Source organism: Xanthomonas sp. NCPPB 3174, assembly GCF_056725205.1.
In genome coordinates this window covers 2365655-2382447 of sequence record NZ_CM161517.1, presented here as the reverse complement: position 1 = coordinate 2382447, position 16793 = coordinate 2365655, and the positions used below count along the sequence as shown (strand labels likewise).

Here is a 16793-nt window from a genome sequence, read left to right as displayed (position 1 = left end):
TCGCCCTCCCCCTGCGGGAGGGCGGTTACCAGGCCGCTCAGGGATAGGGAATGCCGACCGGCTCCGAGCTCAAGGCGTCCTTGGGACGGCCGCGAATGATCGGTTCCACCACCACGGTATACACCCCGCCGGCTTCGCAGGTGAAATCGACCTGGTTGCGTGTCGCCTTGGGATCGCCGATTTCGAAGTTGGTGAGCTTGCTGGCGCCCGTCATGATGCCGATGACGAACCCCTCGCCCCCTTTGTAGTTCACCGCCTCCCAACTCACGGTGACCACGTCGGCCTCGTACGAGGTCGACGTGATCACCATCGGCTTGTCCGCAGCCGCGCCAGCGCGGTGGGCGTTCTGGCGGTCGCGACCTGTGTCGTCATGGCTCATGGGTGCTGCTCCGTTGCTTGCGACTTCGCCTTCGCGAGTGCGGCCTTCATCGCGCCATCGCCAACCATGATGCCGCCGGCGTAATAGGTCGACCCCTGCGTCTGCGCGACCTTGGCCGGTGTCAGGACCAGGTCGTAGACCTGGATCGGCGTGGACAGCACCTGGGCCACGATCCGCGTGACCCGGGATGGTCCGCTGCCGGTGGTCAGCACGTCGCCCAGCCGCAGGTCCTGGGCCTGGACGATACCGCGCTGCGTCGGAATGGCATGGCTGGTGCTGACCTGCACGCTTTGGCCGCTGGCCAGCGTCAGCGTCACCGACGCATCGCGCGTACCCGATGCGATCGCGGCGACGGCCAGGTCGCTCCCCTGGCTCTTGAGTCTGTCGCCCACCTTGAGCTGTTCCACCGCGCGGGTGGTTCCTGTCGCAAGCGTGACCTTCGAGCCCTTGGCGATGCACCCGGCGACCACCTGAACCGGCGGAATCGTGCGGGTGCTGACGGTATCGTCCTGCACGGCGCTACTCACGGTGGCCCAGGCCCGCTTGCCATGGACGCTCACCGCAATGACCAGCGAGAAGCTGTACGCGCCCGCTGCGATCGCGCAGCCGTTGTCCAAGCGTAGGGGATCGAACGACCAGCTGAGTTTTTTTCCGTCGACCTTGGTGCCCGGATCGCGGAAGAAGGCCTCACCCAGTTCGGCGAAGCGACATGGCGAGACGCCATCCGCTGCCAGCATCACCAGCGTCGCACTGGCCTTGCTGGGCTTGCCGGTGCCATCGACGTCGATGTCGCCGTCGAAGAGCGCCGAACCGATGACCGGCAGTTGCAGGGCCGGCACCGCATCGACTGTCGCAAGCACGAAATTGCAGGCGGGCGCAGGAGCTCCCGCCGCCGTGGCGCGATTGACGCAGACCTGCACCTCCGTGTTGTTGGGTGCGGCACTGTTGAGGGCAGGCGCCAGGTTGTCGAGTTTGGTCGGATAGCTGGCAGCATCCCCGCTGACATAGTAGACCGCGTGCGAGCCGTCCTTGTAGAGCACGCTCGCGGTGGCGAGCGCATCGAGCGGCATGCGCTGCGGGTTGTCTCCCTTGGGAGCATTCAGCACCGCCGACGGACGATCGGTGACCTCGACCGCACCATTGGTCACGACCTTGCCCTCCGGATCGGTGACCAGCAGCGTCAGCGTGATCTTGTAGACGTCGGCATTCGAGGCATACAGTGCGCCACTGGACACGCTCTGGCCGGCGTCATCGCTTCCGAAACCGAGCAACGTGAACACCTGGTCGCTGGCGGGCTCGCTTGCGTCGGCAGCCGGCGCTCGGCGATTGGCACCAGTCCATTGGTACAGCGGGCTGTCTTGCTTGACGCCAGCGCGCCGCAAGATGTCGTGGTAGGCGCGTCGCTTCGCCGGATCGTCCAGATCGAGCGCGCGTGCGCGGACAGCAGGCTCCAGTCCACCGTGATTCGTCGCCGCCGACGCGCGCGACGCCGCCCAGGGGGCCACCGCCAGCAGGGCCGCCACCACGACGGCGGCGACCCGCGCACTGCCTTTCCATGCGGTCATGTCGAGCTCCCCTGCACTGCCAGCGTGGATGGATACGGAATCGGGACCACGTTGCTCTGATTGGGCACGTCCGGAAACCCGGGACGCAACAGCGGGGTCACCCAGGTCTGGTACGCGTCGCCAGCCTTGAGCAGGACGCCGAACGTCTTGGAGACCGCACTGGGGTCGTTGACCTGCACGTTGTTCATGCCGACGCCGACCTGCAGCAGGGTCACGATGTAGCCGGTGAGCTTGTCCTCGGTGAACGGCTGCCATGTCACCGTGACCTCCGATCCGTCGTAGCTGGCCGAGATGATCACCATCGGCGACGTGTCGCCGTCGCGCGCGCCGCTCATGGCTTCACCGATGCCGATTGCTCTCTTGCCCAGTGGTCGAAGTCCGCATGCCACGCGGACGGAATGCGGCTGCGCAACTGGGCAGGGTTGCCGGCGCGGCTGGCGTTGGCGATCGCACGGGCCAACTCGCCCTGGACGGCAGCGTCGCCGACCAGCAGCGAGCCGGCAAAGAAACTTGCCTGGTCGCGCTGGGCGATGAAGGCACCCTTGCCGTCCACCACACCCAGGTTGTAGACGTTGAACGCCTTCGGCGCCTGTTGCGCCGAGACCGCGGCCAGGGTCGTCTCCCCGTCGGGGCCATAGAGCGAATCCCCTACCTTCAACTCGCGCGCTTGCACCATGCCGCGACGCGTCGCCACCGGATGCAATGGGGTCAGCCGCACGTGCTTGCCGGTGCTGTCGGTCAACTCCACCGACTGGGTGTCCCAGCCATTCGTGCGCCACTCGACGACCACCGGCTTGCCGTCCCGGCCGCGCAGCCGGTCGCCCCGCTGTACGGCTTCCACGGGCTTGGTGCTGCCATCGGCCATCAGGATCGGCGTGCCTTCGACGATGCAGCCGTACTGCAGCTGCAGATCCTTGGTGATGAGCGTGGAAACCGTCGGTTTGGTGTTGGGCGCGTTGGTGATGGTCGCCCACACCGGCACCTTGTTGATATTGAGCATCAACGCCAGCGTCAGCGTGTAGTACTCGTTGTTCTGCCAGCACACGGTTCCGAAGTTGGCCGGTTCCAGATCCCAGGTGATCGTGTTGCCGTTGATCTTGGTGTTGGGGTCTTTCATGAACGCATCGCCGATGTCCACCAGCTTGCAATTGCCGCCGGTGGTGCGGCCGGTGAGCGAGAGCGAGACGCTGTAGCTGCCCTTGGCCGGTTTGCCGGTGTTCGGGTCGACATCGATGTTGCCGAAATACTGTACGGAACCCTTGAAGGGAAACTTGATGTTCGGCGGCATGCGGCCCGGATCGGTGGGGCCGTAATCGCAGGCGGTCGGCGCCGACGGATCCGGATTGGCGCGGTTGAGGCAGATCACCACGTTGGTGTTGGTCGTGGTGACGACCGGCTTGTCGTTGTTGATCTGCTTGGGGTAATAGCCACCGGCGATGGACGCGTAGACCGGACCGTACGGCTTGCCCGTGCTGTCTTCGCCGTAGTAGACGCCGAGCACATCGATCGCACCACCACTCTTGTTATCGCCCTGTCCGCTGTCCACCGCCATGTCGCGGCCGCCGTCCCACTCCTCGGCGACATTGCTCTTGATCACCTCGCCCTGGTTGTCCGTGACCGTGACCAGGGTGTTGGAGTAATGCGAGCCGTTGAACATGGTGCTGAACGCGGTGGAATCGATGGTCTTCCAGTCGTTGGTGCCGATGTTCAGCACGGCATAATCGTTGAGCGGCGCATCGGTGTTGGCGAAGGCGCTGCTGCGCAGTGAAAGCGCCGGCAATGCCTTGCCCTTCGCGCGCAGGGATTGTTGCGATGCCTTTACCTGCGCGAGCGTGCTGTACAGGTGCGGTCGATTCTCGGGCGTGAGGCCGTTGAGCCGCAGCAGCGCCCGATACGCTCGTTCATGGGCGGGATTGGACAAATCCATCAATGCCGCTTCGCCATGCTTCGGCGCGCTGGCGATCAGCTGTTGCAGGTCTTTCGATTCCTGGGCCGTCAGCGCGGACGGCGTGTCGGCGTGGGCGCCGGCGGCGACGCAGCCCAGAAGTGCCAGTCCGAAGAGACGAGTCGATCTCCAGAACATACCTTTGCTCCTTGGTAAGGGACCATGGCTCGGGGGTTCTTTGAGACGTGTAGAGGGCCGCGCAGGACCGGTAAACCGTGATCGGTCCCGTGATGCCAGTGCAATGCTTCCCCTTGCCGAGACGATGCCACGATGGCGATCGCTGTCTTGCATCTACAGCACGGGGCTGCGCAACGTGGAGAGCAGGACGCGCATCGTTGGCCACCCCAAGCACAACGACACTTACCTAGTGAAGTCGCCACATTTAATCAGATCCCAACCGGCCAGCGGCGACGCGTGGTGCGCTAATTCGTAGACAATGCATCCCTGTCCTGCGCCAGCCCTCGGCGGGCAAGTCAGGATGACGCGGGGCAGTCCGGCGGCGCTGGCAAGGCCAGTGGCCGCGCAAGGAGGCGGCGGCGTCAGCGCTTGGCTGGTGATCCCGGAAGCCCGCGCCGACCTCGGCTCACCGCACCGTCACCAACCCCTGCGCCCCCGCCCACTGCTGGATGTCGTCCCGGCGGATCGCCGCGGCCATCAGGCCCGGAAAGGCATCCGGCGTGCAGGCGAACGACGGCACGCCCAGCGCCGCCAGCTTGGCCGCCAGGGCGCGGTCGTAGGACGGCGTGCCTTCGTCGCTGAGGGCCAGCAGCACGATGAATTGCACGCCGGATTCGATCAGTTCGCGGGCGCGCGCCAGCAGCTGCTCCTCGACGCCGCCTTCGTACAGATCCGAGATGAGCACCAGGATGGCGTTGTGCGGTTCGCGGATGATGCCCTGGCAGTAGCTCACCGCGCGGTGGATGTCGGTGCCGCCGCCCAGTTGCACGCCGAACAGCAGGTCCACCGGATCGTCCAGTTGCTCGCTCATGTCGACCACTTCGGTGTCGAACACCACCAGGCGCGTGGACACCGCCGGCAGCGAGGCCATCACCGCGCCAAAGATGCTGGAATACACCACCGAGGCGGCCATGGAGCCGCTCTGGTCGATGCACAGCAGCACTTCGCGTTGCGGCTTCCTGGCCTTGCGGCCGTAGCCGACCAGGTCCTGCGGCACCACGGTGCGCAGGTCCGGCTGCCAGTGCCGCAGGTTGCTGCGGATGGTGCGGTGCCAGTCGATCTCGGCCAGGCGCGGGCGGCGGTTGCGGCGCGCGCGATCCAGGGCACCGGTTACCGCCGAGCGCATCGGTTCCTCCAGCTGGCGCAGCAGGCGCTCCACCACTTGGCGCACCACCATGCGCGCGGTGTCCTTGGTCTGCGCCGGGATCACCCGGCTCAGGCCGATCAGGTTGGCGACCAGGTGCACGTCGGGCTGCACCTGCTCGAGCATTTCCTTTTCCAGCAGCATCTGGGTGAGGTCCAGGCGCTGCAGGGCGTCGCGTTGCATCACCTGCACCACCGACGACGGAAAGTAGCGGCGGATGTCGCCCAGCCAGCGGGCCACGTTGGGCGAGGAGGCCCCTCGCCCGCCGCGGCGCCCCAGGCCGCCCGCGCCGTCGGGTTCGTACAGGGCGGCCAGCGCCTGGTCGATGCCCTGCAGCGGCTTGGGCAAGGCGCCGCAACTGGATTCGGCTTCCTGCCCCAGGATCAGGCGCCAGCGCTGCGCGCGCGAGGTGGGCGTGTCGGGAGTGGATGGCGTGTCGGTCATGCGGGCAATCCCAGCAGTTCGCGCAGCGTCGGCAGGGCACGCTCGGCGCGGGCCAGGTTCCAGTCCGGGGCGACAGCCGCCACGGTGGCCTCCACCGGCGCCTGGCGCACGCGCGTTCCCAGATCGCGGCGGTCGGCCGGCGGGAAGGCGGCGAAGGTGCGCCGCACCAACGGCAGCACGCGCACCAGTTGTGCTTCGTCCAGCGCCACGACCCAGGCGTCGATCATCTGCCACACGGCGTCGTCGTGCAGCAGCACGGTGGCGTTGCGGTTGAGGAAACCGTCCAGCCACTGCGCGGCCTGCAGCGGCTCGGCACCGGGCGACAGTTGCTGCTGCAGCTGCACCTGCACGGTGTCGGCCTGCACCGCCTGCGTGTCGAACAGGAGCCGCAGCGCCACGCCGCGCAGCAGCGCGCTGCATGCCGGCGACAGCGCGACGCGTCGCAAGGCCTGCCGCCAGTTGCCGCTGCCGTCCGCATCGCCGCGCAGGCCGATGGCGCGGTCGGCGTCCAGGACGATGCCGCGTGCCTGCTCGGCGCGGGCCTCGTCGAGGCTGGACAGCGCCAGAGTCAGGCCGACGACCGCACGCGCCAGCATGCTGTCGAACAGGTGCGCGACCTGGCGGCCCTCGGTCTGGCGCACATTGCCGTAGCGGTACACGTTGGCCAGCGGCGGCAGTGCGCCGAGCAGCGCCAGCGGGTCGGCATCGGTGGCGGCACGGGCCTCGAGTTCGACCGCGATCGCGCTGACCGCCTGCGGCAGGTCGGCCAGCAGCACCTGGTCCACCAGCGCGGACAGCGCGGGCAACGCCTCGGCCTTGCGTGCCTGCGCGATGGCCATGCTGGACGCGGCATCGGCCAGGGTCTGCCCGTGGCGGCTGGCTTGCACCAGGTCCACCAGGAAGTGCGGCTGCCAGGCCAGCTGCCAGATTTCGTGGAAGGTGCCGCGTGCGGACTGCCCGGTGCGCGCCAGCCGGCCCCATTCGATGCCGATCAGGCGCAGCCGATGCAGCAGATGGCTGCGCGCCAGGTCGGTGTCCTTGCGCAGGTCCAGATCCAGGGTCTTTTCCAACGCTTCGGGTTTCAGGCGCAGGCGCTTCTGCTGCGCCTCCAGGTCGCGCTGCAGCGGCACCGCCGGTACGCTGTCGGGCACCTGTCCCAGGGCATCGCCGATCATCAGGCGCTCGCGGATGAGCCGCATCGGCGCATCGTCGCCGTTGCAGATGACCGCGCGGCTGGCTTCGGCGATGTCCTCCAGGCCAGGGGCTGGATGGCCACGCAAGGCGGCGAGCGTGTCGGCCAGGCGCGTGGCCTCGATCAGGTGCGCCGACGAGCAATCGAGTCCGTTCTCGCGCAACAGGCGCCCCACCCGCGCATACCAGCCGACGGCGCGCTGGTCGTGGACGCCGCTGCTGCGCCACAGGTGGTCGTACCAGCCCGGCGCTTCAACGCCGGCGCCGTAGCCGCTGTCCATGCTCAGGTGACGATAGGTCCACGGCACCCAGGTGCTCTGCGTCCTGCGCTTGGGCATGGCCTTGAGCAGGCGGCTGTCCGCGGTGGCGCTGTTGGCGCGCAATGCCTCCGGCTGCAGCGCCGGCACATGCCAGGCGCCGCAGACCACCGCGACGCGCGCGAAGGCATTGCCGGCACTGCGCAGCGCGCTGCGCATGTGGGCCTCGCGCACGGCCTCGTGTTCGCCGCGCAGGCCGGGGTGATCCGGCGTGTGTGCGCGCACCGCGGTCATGGCCTCGGCGATGGCATCGAACAGGCCTTGCCCGTCGCCGCGCTCTTCCACCATGTGGTTCCACCAGGTCTCGCCGTCGGCATGGCCGGCGGCGCGCGCCAGCCAGTCCAGCGGATCGGACGAACGCACCTCGGCGCTCCCCTCCCCGGCTGGGTCGGCAGCGTCCGGCGCCGGCAGCGGCGTGTCCGCCTGCTCCGGCATGTCGTGGATCTGCGCGGGCGCACGCTCGGCACGTGCCTGCGCCTGCCATTCCAGGGTCAAGGCGGGCGGCACATCCATGAAGCGCACCGGCACGCCGTTGTGCAGCGCCCAGTGCATGGCCTGCCACTCCGGGGAGTACGCCGCATAGGGATGGAACACCGCCAGTTGCGGGTCGTCGACGCAGTAGGACAGCAGGGCCACCGGCGGCTGCATGCCCTCCTCCAGCACGTGCGGCAGCAACGCCTCGGTGCCGGCCGGCCCTTCGATCAGCACGCAGTCCGGCTGCAGCGCCGTCAATGCGGCGACCAGGCTGCGCGCGCAGCCGGGGCCGTGGTGTCGAATGCCGAACAGGGAGATGGCGTCGCTCATCGGCGCCGGCCCGCTCAGGCCTGCTCGCGGAAGGCGCGGTACAGGTCCTTCCAGTCCTCGCGCTCCTTCACCACGGTTTCCAGGTATTCCTTCCACACCAGCGCATCCTGCACCGGATCCTTGACGATCGCGCCGATCATGCCGGCCGCCATGTCGCCCGGGCGCAGCACGCCGTCGCCGAAATGGCCGGCCAGGGCCATGCCGTTGTTGATCACCGAAATGGCCTCGGCCGTGGACAGCGTGGCGGTCGGGCTCTTCAGCTTGGCCTTGCCGTCTTCGGTGACGCCATTGCGCAGCTCGCGGAAGATGCGCACCACGCGCGCCACTTCCTGCAGCGCCGGCGGTTCGGCCGGCAGGTCCAGCGCCGCCCCCATTTCGGCCACGCGCTTGCGCACGATCGCCACTTCGTCCTCCTCGCTGGACGGCACCGGCAGGATCACGGTGTTGAAGCGTCGCTTCAGTGCGCTGGACAGTTCGTTGACGCCCTTGTCGCGGTTGTTCGCGGTAGCGATCACGCTGAAGCCGCGCACCGCCTGCACTTCGCTGCCCAGTTCCGGAATCGGCAGGGTCTTTTCCGACAACACGGTGATCAGCGCGTCCTGCACGTCGGCCGGAATGCGGGTGAGTTCCTCGATGCGGGCGATCTTGCCCAGGCGCATGGCCTGCATCAGCGGGCTCGGCACCAGCGCCTTCTCGCTGGGGCCGTTGGCCAGCAGCTGCGCGTAGTTCCAGCCGTAGCGGATCTGCTCTTCGCTGGTACCGGCGGTGCCCTGCACCAGCAGCGTGGAATCGCCGCTGATCGCCGCGGTCATGTGCTCGGAGACCCACGACTTGGCGGTGCCCGGCACGCCGAACAGCAGCAGGGCGCGATCGGTGGCGATGGTGGCCACGGCCACTTCCATCAGGCGGCGGTCGCCGATGTACTTGGGGCTGACCACGAAGCCGTTCTCCAGCGTGCCGCCAATCAGATAGGTGACCACGGCCCAGGGCGAGAGCAACCAGTTGGCGGGCCGTTGGCGGCTGTCCTGACGGCGCAGTTCCTCCAGTTCCTCGGCGTATTGGTGTTCGGCGTGCTGGCGCAGGACGGCAGTGCTCATGAGGTCTCCAATGAAAGGCGTGAGGATCAGGATGCGGCGTGCAGGGTCTGGCGCAGGGCCAGGAGCTGGCGGGCCTGCTGCACGCAATCGAGCATGGCGGCGGTGGCATCTGCCGGCGGATCGGCCACCTTTACCTGCAGCAATGCGGACGGATGCAGGACGGCGAGCAGTTCCAGCAGCGCATCGCGCAGGGTGTAGTCGTGGCGCAGCGTGGCCTCGCCGAACAGGGCCCCCAGCCCTGCCGCCAACCGCTGCGAATACGCCACGCTCAGGGTCTGGCCGAGCGCGGTGCTGGCCAGCACGTCGCCGAGCAGGCGTTGTTGCTGCAGGTCGGCGGCACTGGCCGGCCAGTGCCGCTCGCGCTGCGCCGGCGGCAACAGCGCGAGCAGGTCGCCCAGGCCCAGCAACCGCTGCTCCACGCCGATCAGCGCTTCCACCCAGGCCGGTTCGCTGGCATCCACGCGTTCCAGCCAGGAACGCAGCAAGGCGTCGTACCACTCGGTGTCGCGCGCCCAGGCCAACACCTCTTCCGGGGTCTTCTCCAGGGTGTCGCACCACCAGGCAAGCGGCAGCTGTCGCGCCAGTTGGTAGAGCCACCAGGCGCGTTCGCCAAGGGCGTCGTGATCCGGCCGCTTGCCGTCGATGGCGGCGTCGGTCCAACCAGGATCGGCGGCGGACGGCGCATCCAGCATCCAGCTCACCCGGCGCAGCAAGCCGCTGCGTTGTTGCCGCAGGATGCCGAGCATCTGCGTGCGCAGGTACTGCGCATGCGCGCTTGTCGAAAGTCGCGCCAGCATCGGCCCGGCGAGCAGCCGCACTTCGCGGCTGCGATCCTTCAACAGCTGCTGCAGCAAGGGCGCGTCGGCATCGCTCAGGTGCGCCTGCAAGGCCTCGACGCAGGCCGCGCGTTCGCGCGCAGACAGATCCTTGAGTGCGGCTTCCAGGCGCGAGCGTGCGCCAGAGGCGTCCTGCGTGCGCAACTGCCGCAAGGCCAGCAACCGGGTGTCGAACGCGCCGTCGTTCCACATGCGCTCCAGGTCTGCAGGCGTCTGCGCCGCCTCAACCGCATCGGCGGCGTAGGCCCACTCCGCACTGCGCGCCGCCAGCCATCGCCCACGCGCACCGAGTACCGGGCGCAATGCGGACCGCAGCGCGCTCAGCCGGGCGCCTGCATCCAATGCCTGCGGCAGTACCGCGACCGGCAGATGCTGGCCGCGAGCGGCCAACTGCAGGCAGGCCTCGTGGCGCAGGCGCTTCAGCCACGCGGGCGGCTGCTGGCCGGCGAACAGCCCCCGCAACACCGGCAACCAGGGATGATCGGCGGGCAGCACCTGCGGATCCGGCGGTGCAGGCGGCACCAGCGGCATTGGCGCGCCCAGACGCAGCGCCGCACGCCGGCAGGCCGCCAACGCGCCCACCTGCAGGCTGTAGCCCAGTGCGACGTCCTCCTGCGTGGCGATGGTAGCGAGCACCTCGCCGAGCGCGCCGTCGACCGGGATCCGTTGCAGGCGATCGATGCCCAACAGGGCCGGCTTCAACCAGGCCTCGTTCATGCCGCGCTCCTTTCCCAACGCTCGCCTTGCGCATTCCAGGCGCTGAGCGGCAACAACGTATCGCCATCCCACTCGCCCATCAGACACAGCGGATGGCCACCCGCGAACGCGAGCAGCGCCCAGCCCTGCAACGCGGACACCTGCAGGGGCAGGCTGCCGTCGGCATGCTGCGCCCAGGCGCCGCGGCCATCGTGCGCGATGTGCACGTCCTGCAGGCGCATGGGTACCTGCGGCAGCCAGGGGTTGAGAGCATGCGCGCGGGCGGCGTCGTCGAGGGTGTCGGTGCATGGCGGCGCGGCCCCTGCTTGCACCCCGGCATCCACCTCGCCCGGGACGGCACGCAACGGCACCGTGCCCGGATGGAAGTGCAGGCGGCCGACATGCACGTCGCCGTTGCGCCAGTGCTGCTCCCAGCCGCGCCCACCGTGGCTGTAGTCCTGCAGCAACGCCGAACGGCCGCTATCCATGCCGTGCAGCCACACGCGGCGTTCCAGCAGATTGCCCGGCTGCTCGATCAGGAGCTGGCCCTGGATGTGCCAGCGATCGTGCACCGCTTCGCCGTCGCGCAGCACCGTCTCGCGCTCCAGCGGCCAGCCCAGCGCCGCGCGCAGATCGGCCTGCCGCGCGGCACTGAAGCCCTCCGCCCGCAGCACCGCCTGGGCCAACAGCTGCAGCAGGCCGAGGCGCTCGCCGAGATCGGCCAGTTGCGCGAGATCGCGCCCGCCCTCGCCTACGGCGCGCTCCAACTGCGCGGCCAGCCCCGGTGCCTGTGCATCCACCATGCGCGCCATCATGCGCCGTGCGTCGTGGGCGAACTCCGCGCCCAGGTTGGCCAGACCCTGGCGGAACCGGTCGGCGATCCAGCGTTGCAGTTCCATCGCGCCGGCCTGGATGCGCGCCCAGCGCGCCTGTTCGCGTTTGGCCGCCGCCGCGGCCTGGGCCTGCGGGTCGGGCGGCGGCGTACTGGCGGCGACCTCCTTGCGTGCCGCGCGCTCGCGGCGCCCCTGCATCCATTCGTCGACCCAGGCCGGGCGGGTGCCCGGCACGCAGCGCGGATTGCCGACGGCATACAGCAACAGCATGGCCAGGCCATGCTTGCACGGGAACTTGCGGCTGGGACACGAGCAACGGCTGACCATCGCCGCCAGGTCCACCTGGGTCTGGTAGGGCTTGGCGCCACTGCCCTGGCATTCTCCCCACAGCACCTCGGCATCGGCCCCGAGCAGGCCCCATTTCGCGTCCGTGGCCAGGCCCGCGGCCGCCTTGGCCGATGCCGCATCGGGCGCAAGCGCGAGGACCTGCTCGCGCGTGAGTCGCACTTCCATATCCGCACTCATCTCAGCGTCGCGACGATGATAGCCGAGCTTGTGTGGCAATCCGCGACATCGTCGGGAGCCGAACGCCTGCCCGCCCAGATATCGGTCCGCGGCCATGGCACGACCGCGGCGCCATGCGGCCGTGGCTCAGCCGCCCCGCCCCAACCGCCGCAGGATCTGGGCGCGCTGTTTCGCGCTGAACGCGGCGGAGTGCGCCTGCAGCAGCGCGATCACCGCGGTATGCGCCCCCTCGGTGCGGCGTTGCAGTTCCCGGGTGGCGGCCTGTTCGATGGCGCGCCATTCGGCGACGGTGGTTCCGGTCGGGATGGGGGTGCTGGCTGCACGCATTGCGAGATCCGGTTGCGACACTGGGGCGGGCCGATGCCTGCTCGGCCTTGCCCTACTCTATCGCCAAGTGGTCTGCCTTGGCGCGTGTCGCATGGACGGCCGGATGCAGAACCGCATCTACGCTCCGCAGCCGTTGCGGATCTCAGGCGTGGCGCTTGCGCGGCGTCGCCGCCGACGCACTGGTCGCCGGCGCATCGGCATCGCCCGCAGGCGCATGCGGCAAACGCACCCGCGCGCACAGCCCGCCGCCCTCGCGGTTGGCGAATTCCAGCGCACCGCCGTGCGCCTGGCAGATCGCAGCGGCGATCGACAGGCCCAGGCCGCTGCCACCGGAATGGCGCGCACGCGAGGCGTCGGCGCGCCAGAAGCGGTCGCCCATCCGCGCCAGCGCCTCTTCGTCGACGCCGGGGCCGCGATCGGACACGCGGATCAGCACGCCCTCGGCATCGGCCTGTGCCTCCAGCGCCAGTTGGCCGCCGGCCGCGGCGTAGCGCAGCGCGTTGTCGATCAGCACCGACAGCACCTGGCCCAGGCGGTCGCGGTCGGCGCTGATATGCAACTGCTCGGGAATGCGCACGTGCACCTGCATGCCGGCCTCCTGCAGCGGCTGTGCGGCCCAGGTCAGGCGTTCGCGGACCAATGCGCCGAGTGCGAAACGCTGCGGTTCCAGCATCAGTTGGTTGGCGCGCGCCATCGATAGCAGGTGCAGGTCGCCGACCAGGCGGTTGATCTGCTCCAGTTGGCGCTGGACCATGCGCAACTGCTCCTCGCTGCTCGGGAACACCTGGTCGAGCATGCCCTGGACCCGTCCCATCGCCGCGTTGAGCGGCGTGCGCAACTCGTGCGCCAGCATCGCGCTGGACTCGCGCACCTCGCGTTCGTACTGCTGCAGCTGCGCACTCATGCCATTGAAGTCGATCGCCAGCCCGGCCAGCTCGTCCGGCGCGCCTGGCACCACCCGCGCGCGCGCGGCGAAATCGCCATCGCTGATCCGTCGCGCCGCCGCGGCCACGTTGGAGAACTGCCGCGACAGCGGACGCGAGGCAAGCAGGCCGCAGACCACGATCACCGGGATCGATGCCAGCACCATGCCCGCCAGCAGCCACCAGTCGCGGCTGGCCAGTCCGGGCAGGAAATCGGCGACGTCGTAATAGGTCTCGAACAGTTCCCACAGGCGCCGCGCATTGCTGTGCGGATCCTCGCGCAGTTGCAGCATCTCCTGCCGCGCCTGCGGCGGCAGACGGCTCAGGGTGGAGACGTCCCAGATCGCGAAGCGCAGCACCATGCCCAGCGCGATCGCGATGATGGTCAACACCGCCAGCGCGCTCATGCGCAGGCCCACCCACTGCCACAGCGGCGCGTGGCGCTTGCGGCGGAACCAGGACCAGTTCATCGGAAGCGGTAACCGATGGCGCGCACCGTCACCAGCAGCCCGGTGACATGCTCGTGTTCCAGCTTCTTGCGCAGGTTGTGCACGTGCGCATCCACCACCCGCTCCAGCGCATCGCTGTCGGGCAGGCAGATCTCCAGCAGTTCGCTGCGGGTGAAGGCCTTGAACGGCGTCTTCATCAGCGTCGCCAGGATGTTGAATTCGGTCGGGGTCAGTTCCAGCGCCACCTCCTGCCCGTCAGCATCGCGCACAGTGGCACGCACCGCGGCAGTGTCCACGGTGAGCCGTTCGTGGCGCAGCGGCTCCTCGCTGGCGCGTGCCGGCCCGGCGCGGCGCAGCACCGCAAACACCCGCGCCACCACTTCCTTGGGGCTGTACGGCTTGACCACGTAATCGTCGGCGCCGTAACGCAGCGCGCCGAGCTTCTCCGGTTCGTCGCCCATCGCGGTGACCATGATCACCGGCGTGTCGCTGCTGCGGCGGATCGTGGACAGCACCTCGGTGCCGCTGAGCCGCGGCAGCATCACGTCCAGCAGCACTAGGTCCGGCTTCCACTGCGCATGCACCGCCACCGCCTTCTGTCCATCCTCGGCGATGGTGACCTCGAAGCCGTCGCGGCGCAGGTAGGCCTCAAGGATGCTGGCGCTGTCGGCATCGTCTTCGACCAGCAGGATCTTCTTCGCGTGCATGCCCGGTGCCCGTGTTTGGCGTCTTGATGGAATCTTGAAGATTCCTAGAAGGCGGCTTGAACATGCCCGCCGATGCTGGCGGTCGAGTTCGATCACCCGACTGCCGCCATGATTCTACCGTCCCCGCTGCTCCGCCTGCGTCGCACCCACGCCCTGTTCGGGCTTCTCGCACTTGCCCTGGGTGGCTGCTCTTTGGCGCCGGTCTACCAGCGCCCGCAAACCGCACTGCCCCCCACCCTGGGCGCGACCACCGCAACCGTGGCCGCAGCACCTGGCCGAAGCGATAGTGCGCTCACCGAGCAGGAGCAGCAGTTCGTGCGCGCATTCTCGCCGCAGCACGACCTGACCCCACTCGTCACCCAGGCGCTGGCCCACGACCCGGACTTCCGCAACGCCGTGCTGACCGTGCAACAGGCCCGCGCCCAGTACCGCATCGAACGCGCGCAGCAGTTGCCGCAGCTCGGCCTCGATGCCCAGGGCACGCGCCGCGACTACGGCGACGCGGCCACGCAGGCGCGCTATGGCCAGAAGCTGAGTACCGTCGCAGTGGGCGTGGACGGCTTCGAACTGGACCTGTTCGGCAAGCTGGCCTCGCTGTCGGCGGCGGCGCAGCAGCGCTACCTGGCCTCCGAAGAAGGCCGCCAGGCGGCGCGCGGCGCGCTGATCGCCGAAGTCCTGCGAGCCTATACGCTGGAACGCGCCGCCCTGCAGAGCCAGCAGCAGACGCAGGCCATCGCCGAGCGCAGTGCCGCGCTGCTGGCGATCGCCACGCGCCAGCAGGCGGTCGGACTGATCGCCCGCGATGCGCTGGACCGCCAGCGCCACGACGACGACCAGGCGCAGGCGCGCGCGCAGCAGGCCGCCAGCGACCACGCCGGCGCCCGCCGCGCCCTGCACTTGCTCGCCGGCTACGCCGCGCCCGATGGCGTCGGCACCCTGCAGGACCTGCTGCCTGGCGCGGGGCAGGACGACGGCCGCGCCTGGCGCGACCTCGATTCGCAGCTGCTGCTGCAGCGCCCGGACGTCCGCCAGGCCGAAGCAGAGCTGCGCGCGCGCAATGCCGACATCGGCGCCGCGCGCGCCGCATTCTTTCCGTCGATCCGCCTGAGCACCTCGCTGGGCACCGCCAGCGAGGCATTGAACGGCCTGTTCATGCCCGGCAGTCGCACCTGGAGCTTCATGCCGCAACTGGTGCTGCCGCTGTTCGACGGCGGCCGCAACCGCGCCAACCTGGACATCGCACAGCTGCGCAAGGACGGCGCGGTGGCCGACTACGAGAAGACCGTGGAAGCGGCATTCCGCGAGGTCGCCGATGCGCTGGATGCGTTGCCGGCGCTGCAGCAGCGCGAACGTGGCGAACGCACCAATCTCGAACGCGAACGCCAGCGTGTGGCGCGCCTGCAGCAACGCGTCGCGCAAGGTCTGCAGGACCGCCCCGAACTGTTGACCGGCGACATCCAGGCCGCGCAGGCCGAACTGGCGCATGTGCAGGCGCGTCAGGACCTGCTGCTCGATCGCATCGCGCTGTTCCGCGCGTTCTACGGCGTGCCACTGCCGCACGCGCCCTGATCTTTCCCCCGCACGAGGTTGCCCAGATGAAACATGTCCTCTCCGTTCTGTCGCCCACTCTGACCGTGGCATTGCTGGCACTGCCGCCGGCCGCGCACGCAGCAGATCCCGACCCGGCGTCCGGCGCCGGCCTGTTCGGCGATCGCACCCAAGTGAGCGTGGGCGCCGGCGCCATGCTGACCCCGCGCTACCCCGGCTCCGCCGACGACCGCGTGCAGGCGGTGCCGGTGTTTTCGATACAGCGCGGCATCCTGTTCGCGGACACGGTGCGCGGTGCCGGCGTGCAGTTCCAGAACGCGCACGGCTTCTCTGCCAGCCAGTCGTTCGGCTACGACCTGGGCCGACTGCAACGCAACAGCAGCTGGCGGCCCGGCTCCACGCGCCTTGCCGGCATGGGCGACGTGCCCGGCGCGATCACCGCGCGCAGCCTGGTCATGCAGCAACTCACCCCGTACCTGGCGCTGGACGCCGAGGCGGAGTTCGCGCTGAAGGACGGCGCGCGCCGCAACCGCTACCGCGCCGGCGCGCGCTTCACCCTGCTGCAGGCGGCGGCCGACAACGTCACCCTGGACCTGGACGCGCACGTCGGCGACCGCCGTTTCAACCAGGCGTACTTCGGCGTCACCGAAGCGCAGAGCCTGACCAGCGGATTCCAACCGCACCGCGCCAATGCCGGCGTGTACGCCTATTCGGTCGGCGCCGAATGGGATCACACCCTGTCGCCGCACTGGACCGCCTCGCTGCTGCTCGACGCCACCCGCTACGTCGGCCCCGCCGACGGCAGCCCGGTGGTGCGTCGCCGCGCCGCTGCCGGCGGCGGCGCCACCGTCACCTACACCTTCTGATCGCTTTCGGACATCGCCGA

General features: G+C 69.2%; 14 protein-coding genes. 2 read left to right on the top strand and 12 right to left on the bottom strand.

All coding sequences use genetic code 11. The features are described 5' to 3' along the window. Positions 1-37 precede the first annotated feature (37 nt). The 12 genes from AC1PK7_RS10615 to AC1PK7_RS10560 form a co-directional block, all read right to left on the bottom strand. Positions 38-379 carry a hypothetical protein gene (locus AC1PK7_RS10615; RefSeq protein ID WP_420009814.1) on the bottom strand — a complete coding sequence of 114 codons (342 nt, stop codon included), beginning with the start codon at positions 377-379 and terminating at the stop codon, positions 38-40. Continuing rightward, positions 376-1944: a Hint domain-containing protein gene (locus tag AC1PK7_RS10610; protein WP_481100752.1), complete on the bottom strand. Its 1569-nt coding sequence runs from the start codon at positions 1942-1944 to the stop codon at positions 376-378. Before AC1PK7_RS10610 ends, AC1PK7_RS10615 begins: the two co-directional genes overlap by 4 nt. Beyond that, positions 1941-2279: a hypothetical protein gene (locus AC1PK7_RS10605; RefSeq protein WP_371182087.1), complete on the bottom strand. Its 339-nt coding sequence runs from the start codon at positions 2277-2279 to the stop codon at positions 1941-1943. Before AC1PK7_RS10605 ends, AC1PK7_RS10610 begins: the two co-directional genes overlap by 4 nt. Next, positions 2276-4027 carry a Hint domain-containing protein gene (locus tag AC1PK7_RS10600; RefSeq protein ID WP_481100751.1) on the bottom strand — a complete coding sequence of 584 codons (1752 nt, stop codon included), beginning with the start codon at positions 4025-4027 and terminating at the stop codon, positions 2276-2278. The genes AC1PK7_RS10605 and AC1PK7_RS10600 overlap by 4 nt, the downstream gene beginning before the upstream one ends. A gap of 445 nt (positions 4028-4472) precedes the next feature. Beyond that, entirely contained in the window at positions 4473-5654 is a 1182-nt protein-coding gene (locus AC1PK7_RS10595) for a VWA domain-containing protein (protein ID WP_481100750.1), read from the bottom strand. Continuing rightward, on the bottom strand, positions 5651-7966 hold the full coding sequence (locus tag AC1PK7_RS10590; RefSeq protein ID WP_481100749.1) for a DUF5682 family protein: 2316 nt from the start codon (positions 7964-7966) through the stop codon (positions 5651-5653). Before AC1PK7_RS10590 ends, AC1PK7_RS10595 begins: the two co-directional genes overlap by 4 nt. A 14-nt stretch (positions 7967-7980) precedes the next feature. Continuing rightward, complete coding sequence (locus AC1PK7_RS10585) at positions 7981-9063, bottom strand: ATP-binding protein (protein ID WP_481100748.1); 1083 nt, start codon at positions 9061-9063, stop codon at positions 7981-7983. A gap of 26 nt (positions 9064-9089) precedes the next feature. Continuing rightward, entirely contained in the window at positions 9090-10616 is a 1527-nt protein-coding gene (locus tag AC1PK7_RS10580) for a DUF5691 domain-containing protein (protein WP_481100747.1), read from the bottom strand. Then, complete coding sequence (locus AC1PK7_RS10575; RefSeq protein ID WP_481100746.1) at positions 10613-11941, bottom strand: SWIM zinc finger family protein; 1329 nt, start codon at positions 11939-11941, stop codon at positions 10613-10615. The genes AC1PK7_RS10580 and AC1PK7_RS10575 overlap by 4 nt, the downstream gene beginning before the upstream one ends. 138 nt (positions 11942-12079) lie before the next feature. Continuing rightward, positions 12080-12280, bottom strand: coding sequence for a hypothetical protein (locus AC1PK7_RS10570; RefSeq protein ID WP_481100745.1), 201 nt, complete (start codon positions 12278-12280; stop codon positions 12080-12082). 142 nt (positions 12281-12422) lie between these two features. After that, positions 12423-13673, bottom strand: coding sequence for a sensor histidine kinase (locus AC1PK7_RS10565; protein WP_481100744.1), 1251 nt, complete (start codon positions 13671-13673; stop codon positions 12423-12425). Further along, positions 13670-14359 carry a response regulator gene (locus AC1PK7_RS10560; RefSeq protein WP_481100743.1) on the bottom strand — a complete coding sequence of 230 codons (690 nt, stop codon included), beginning with the start codon at positions 14357-14359 and terminating at the stop codon, positions 13670-13672. Before AC1PK7_RS10560 ends, AC1PK7_RS10565 begins: the two co-directional genes overlap by 4 nt. Before the next feature lie 72 nt (positions 14360-14431). On the opposite strand from AC1PK7_RS10560, the gene AC1PK7_RS10555 reads away from it, so the two are divergent. Together AC1PK7_RS10555 and AC1PK7_RS10550 are read left to right on the top strand one after the other, a co-directional pair. Continuing rightward, a complete protein-coding gene (locus AC1PK7_RS10555; RefSeq protein WP_481100742.1) occupies positions 14432-15928 on the top strand; it encodes an efflux transporter outer membrane subunit in 1497 nt (498 codons plus the stop codon). Positions 15929-15954: 26 nt separating this feature from the next. After that, complete coding sequence (locus AC1PK7_RS10550; RefSeq protein ID WP_481100741.1) at positions 15955-16773, top strand: MipA/OmpV family protein; 819 nt, start codon at positions 15955-15957, stop codon at positions 16771-16773. Positions 16774-16793: the final 20 nt, after the last annotated feature.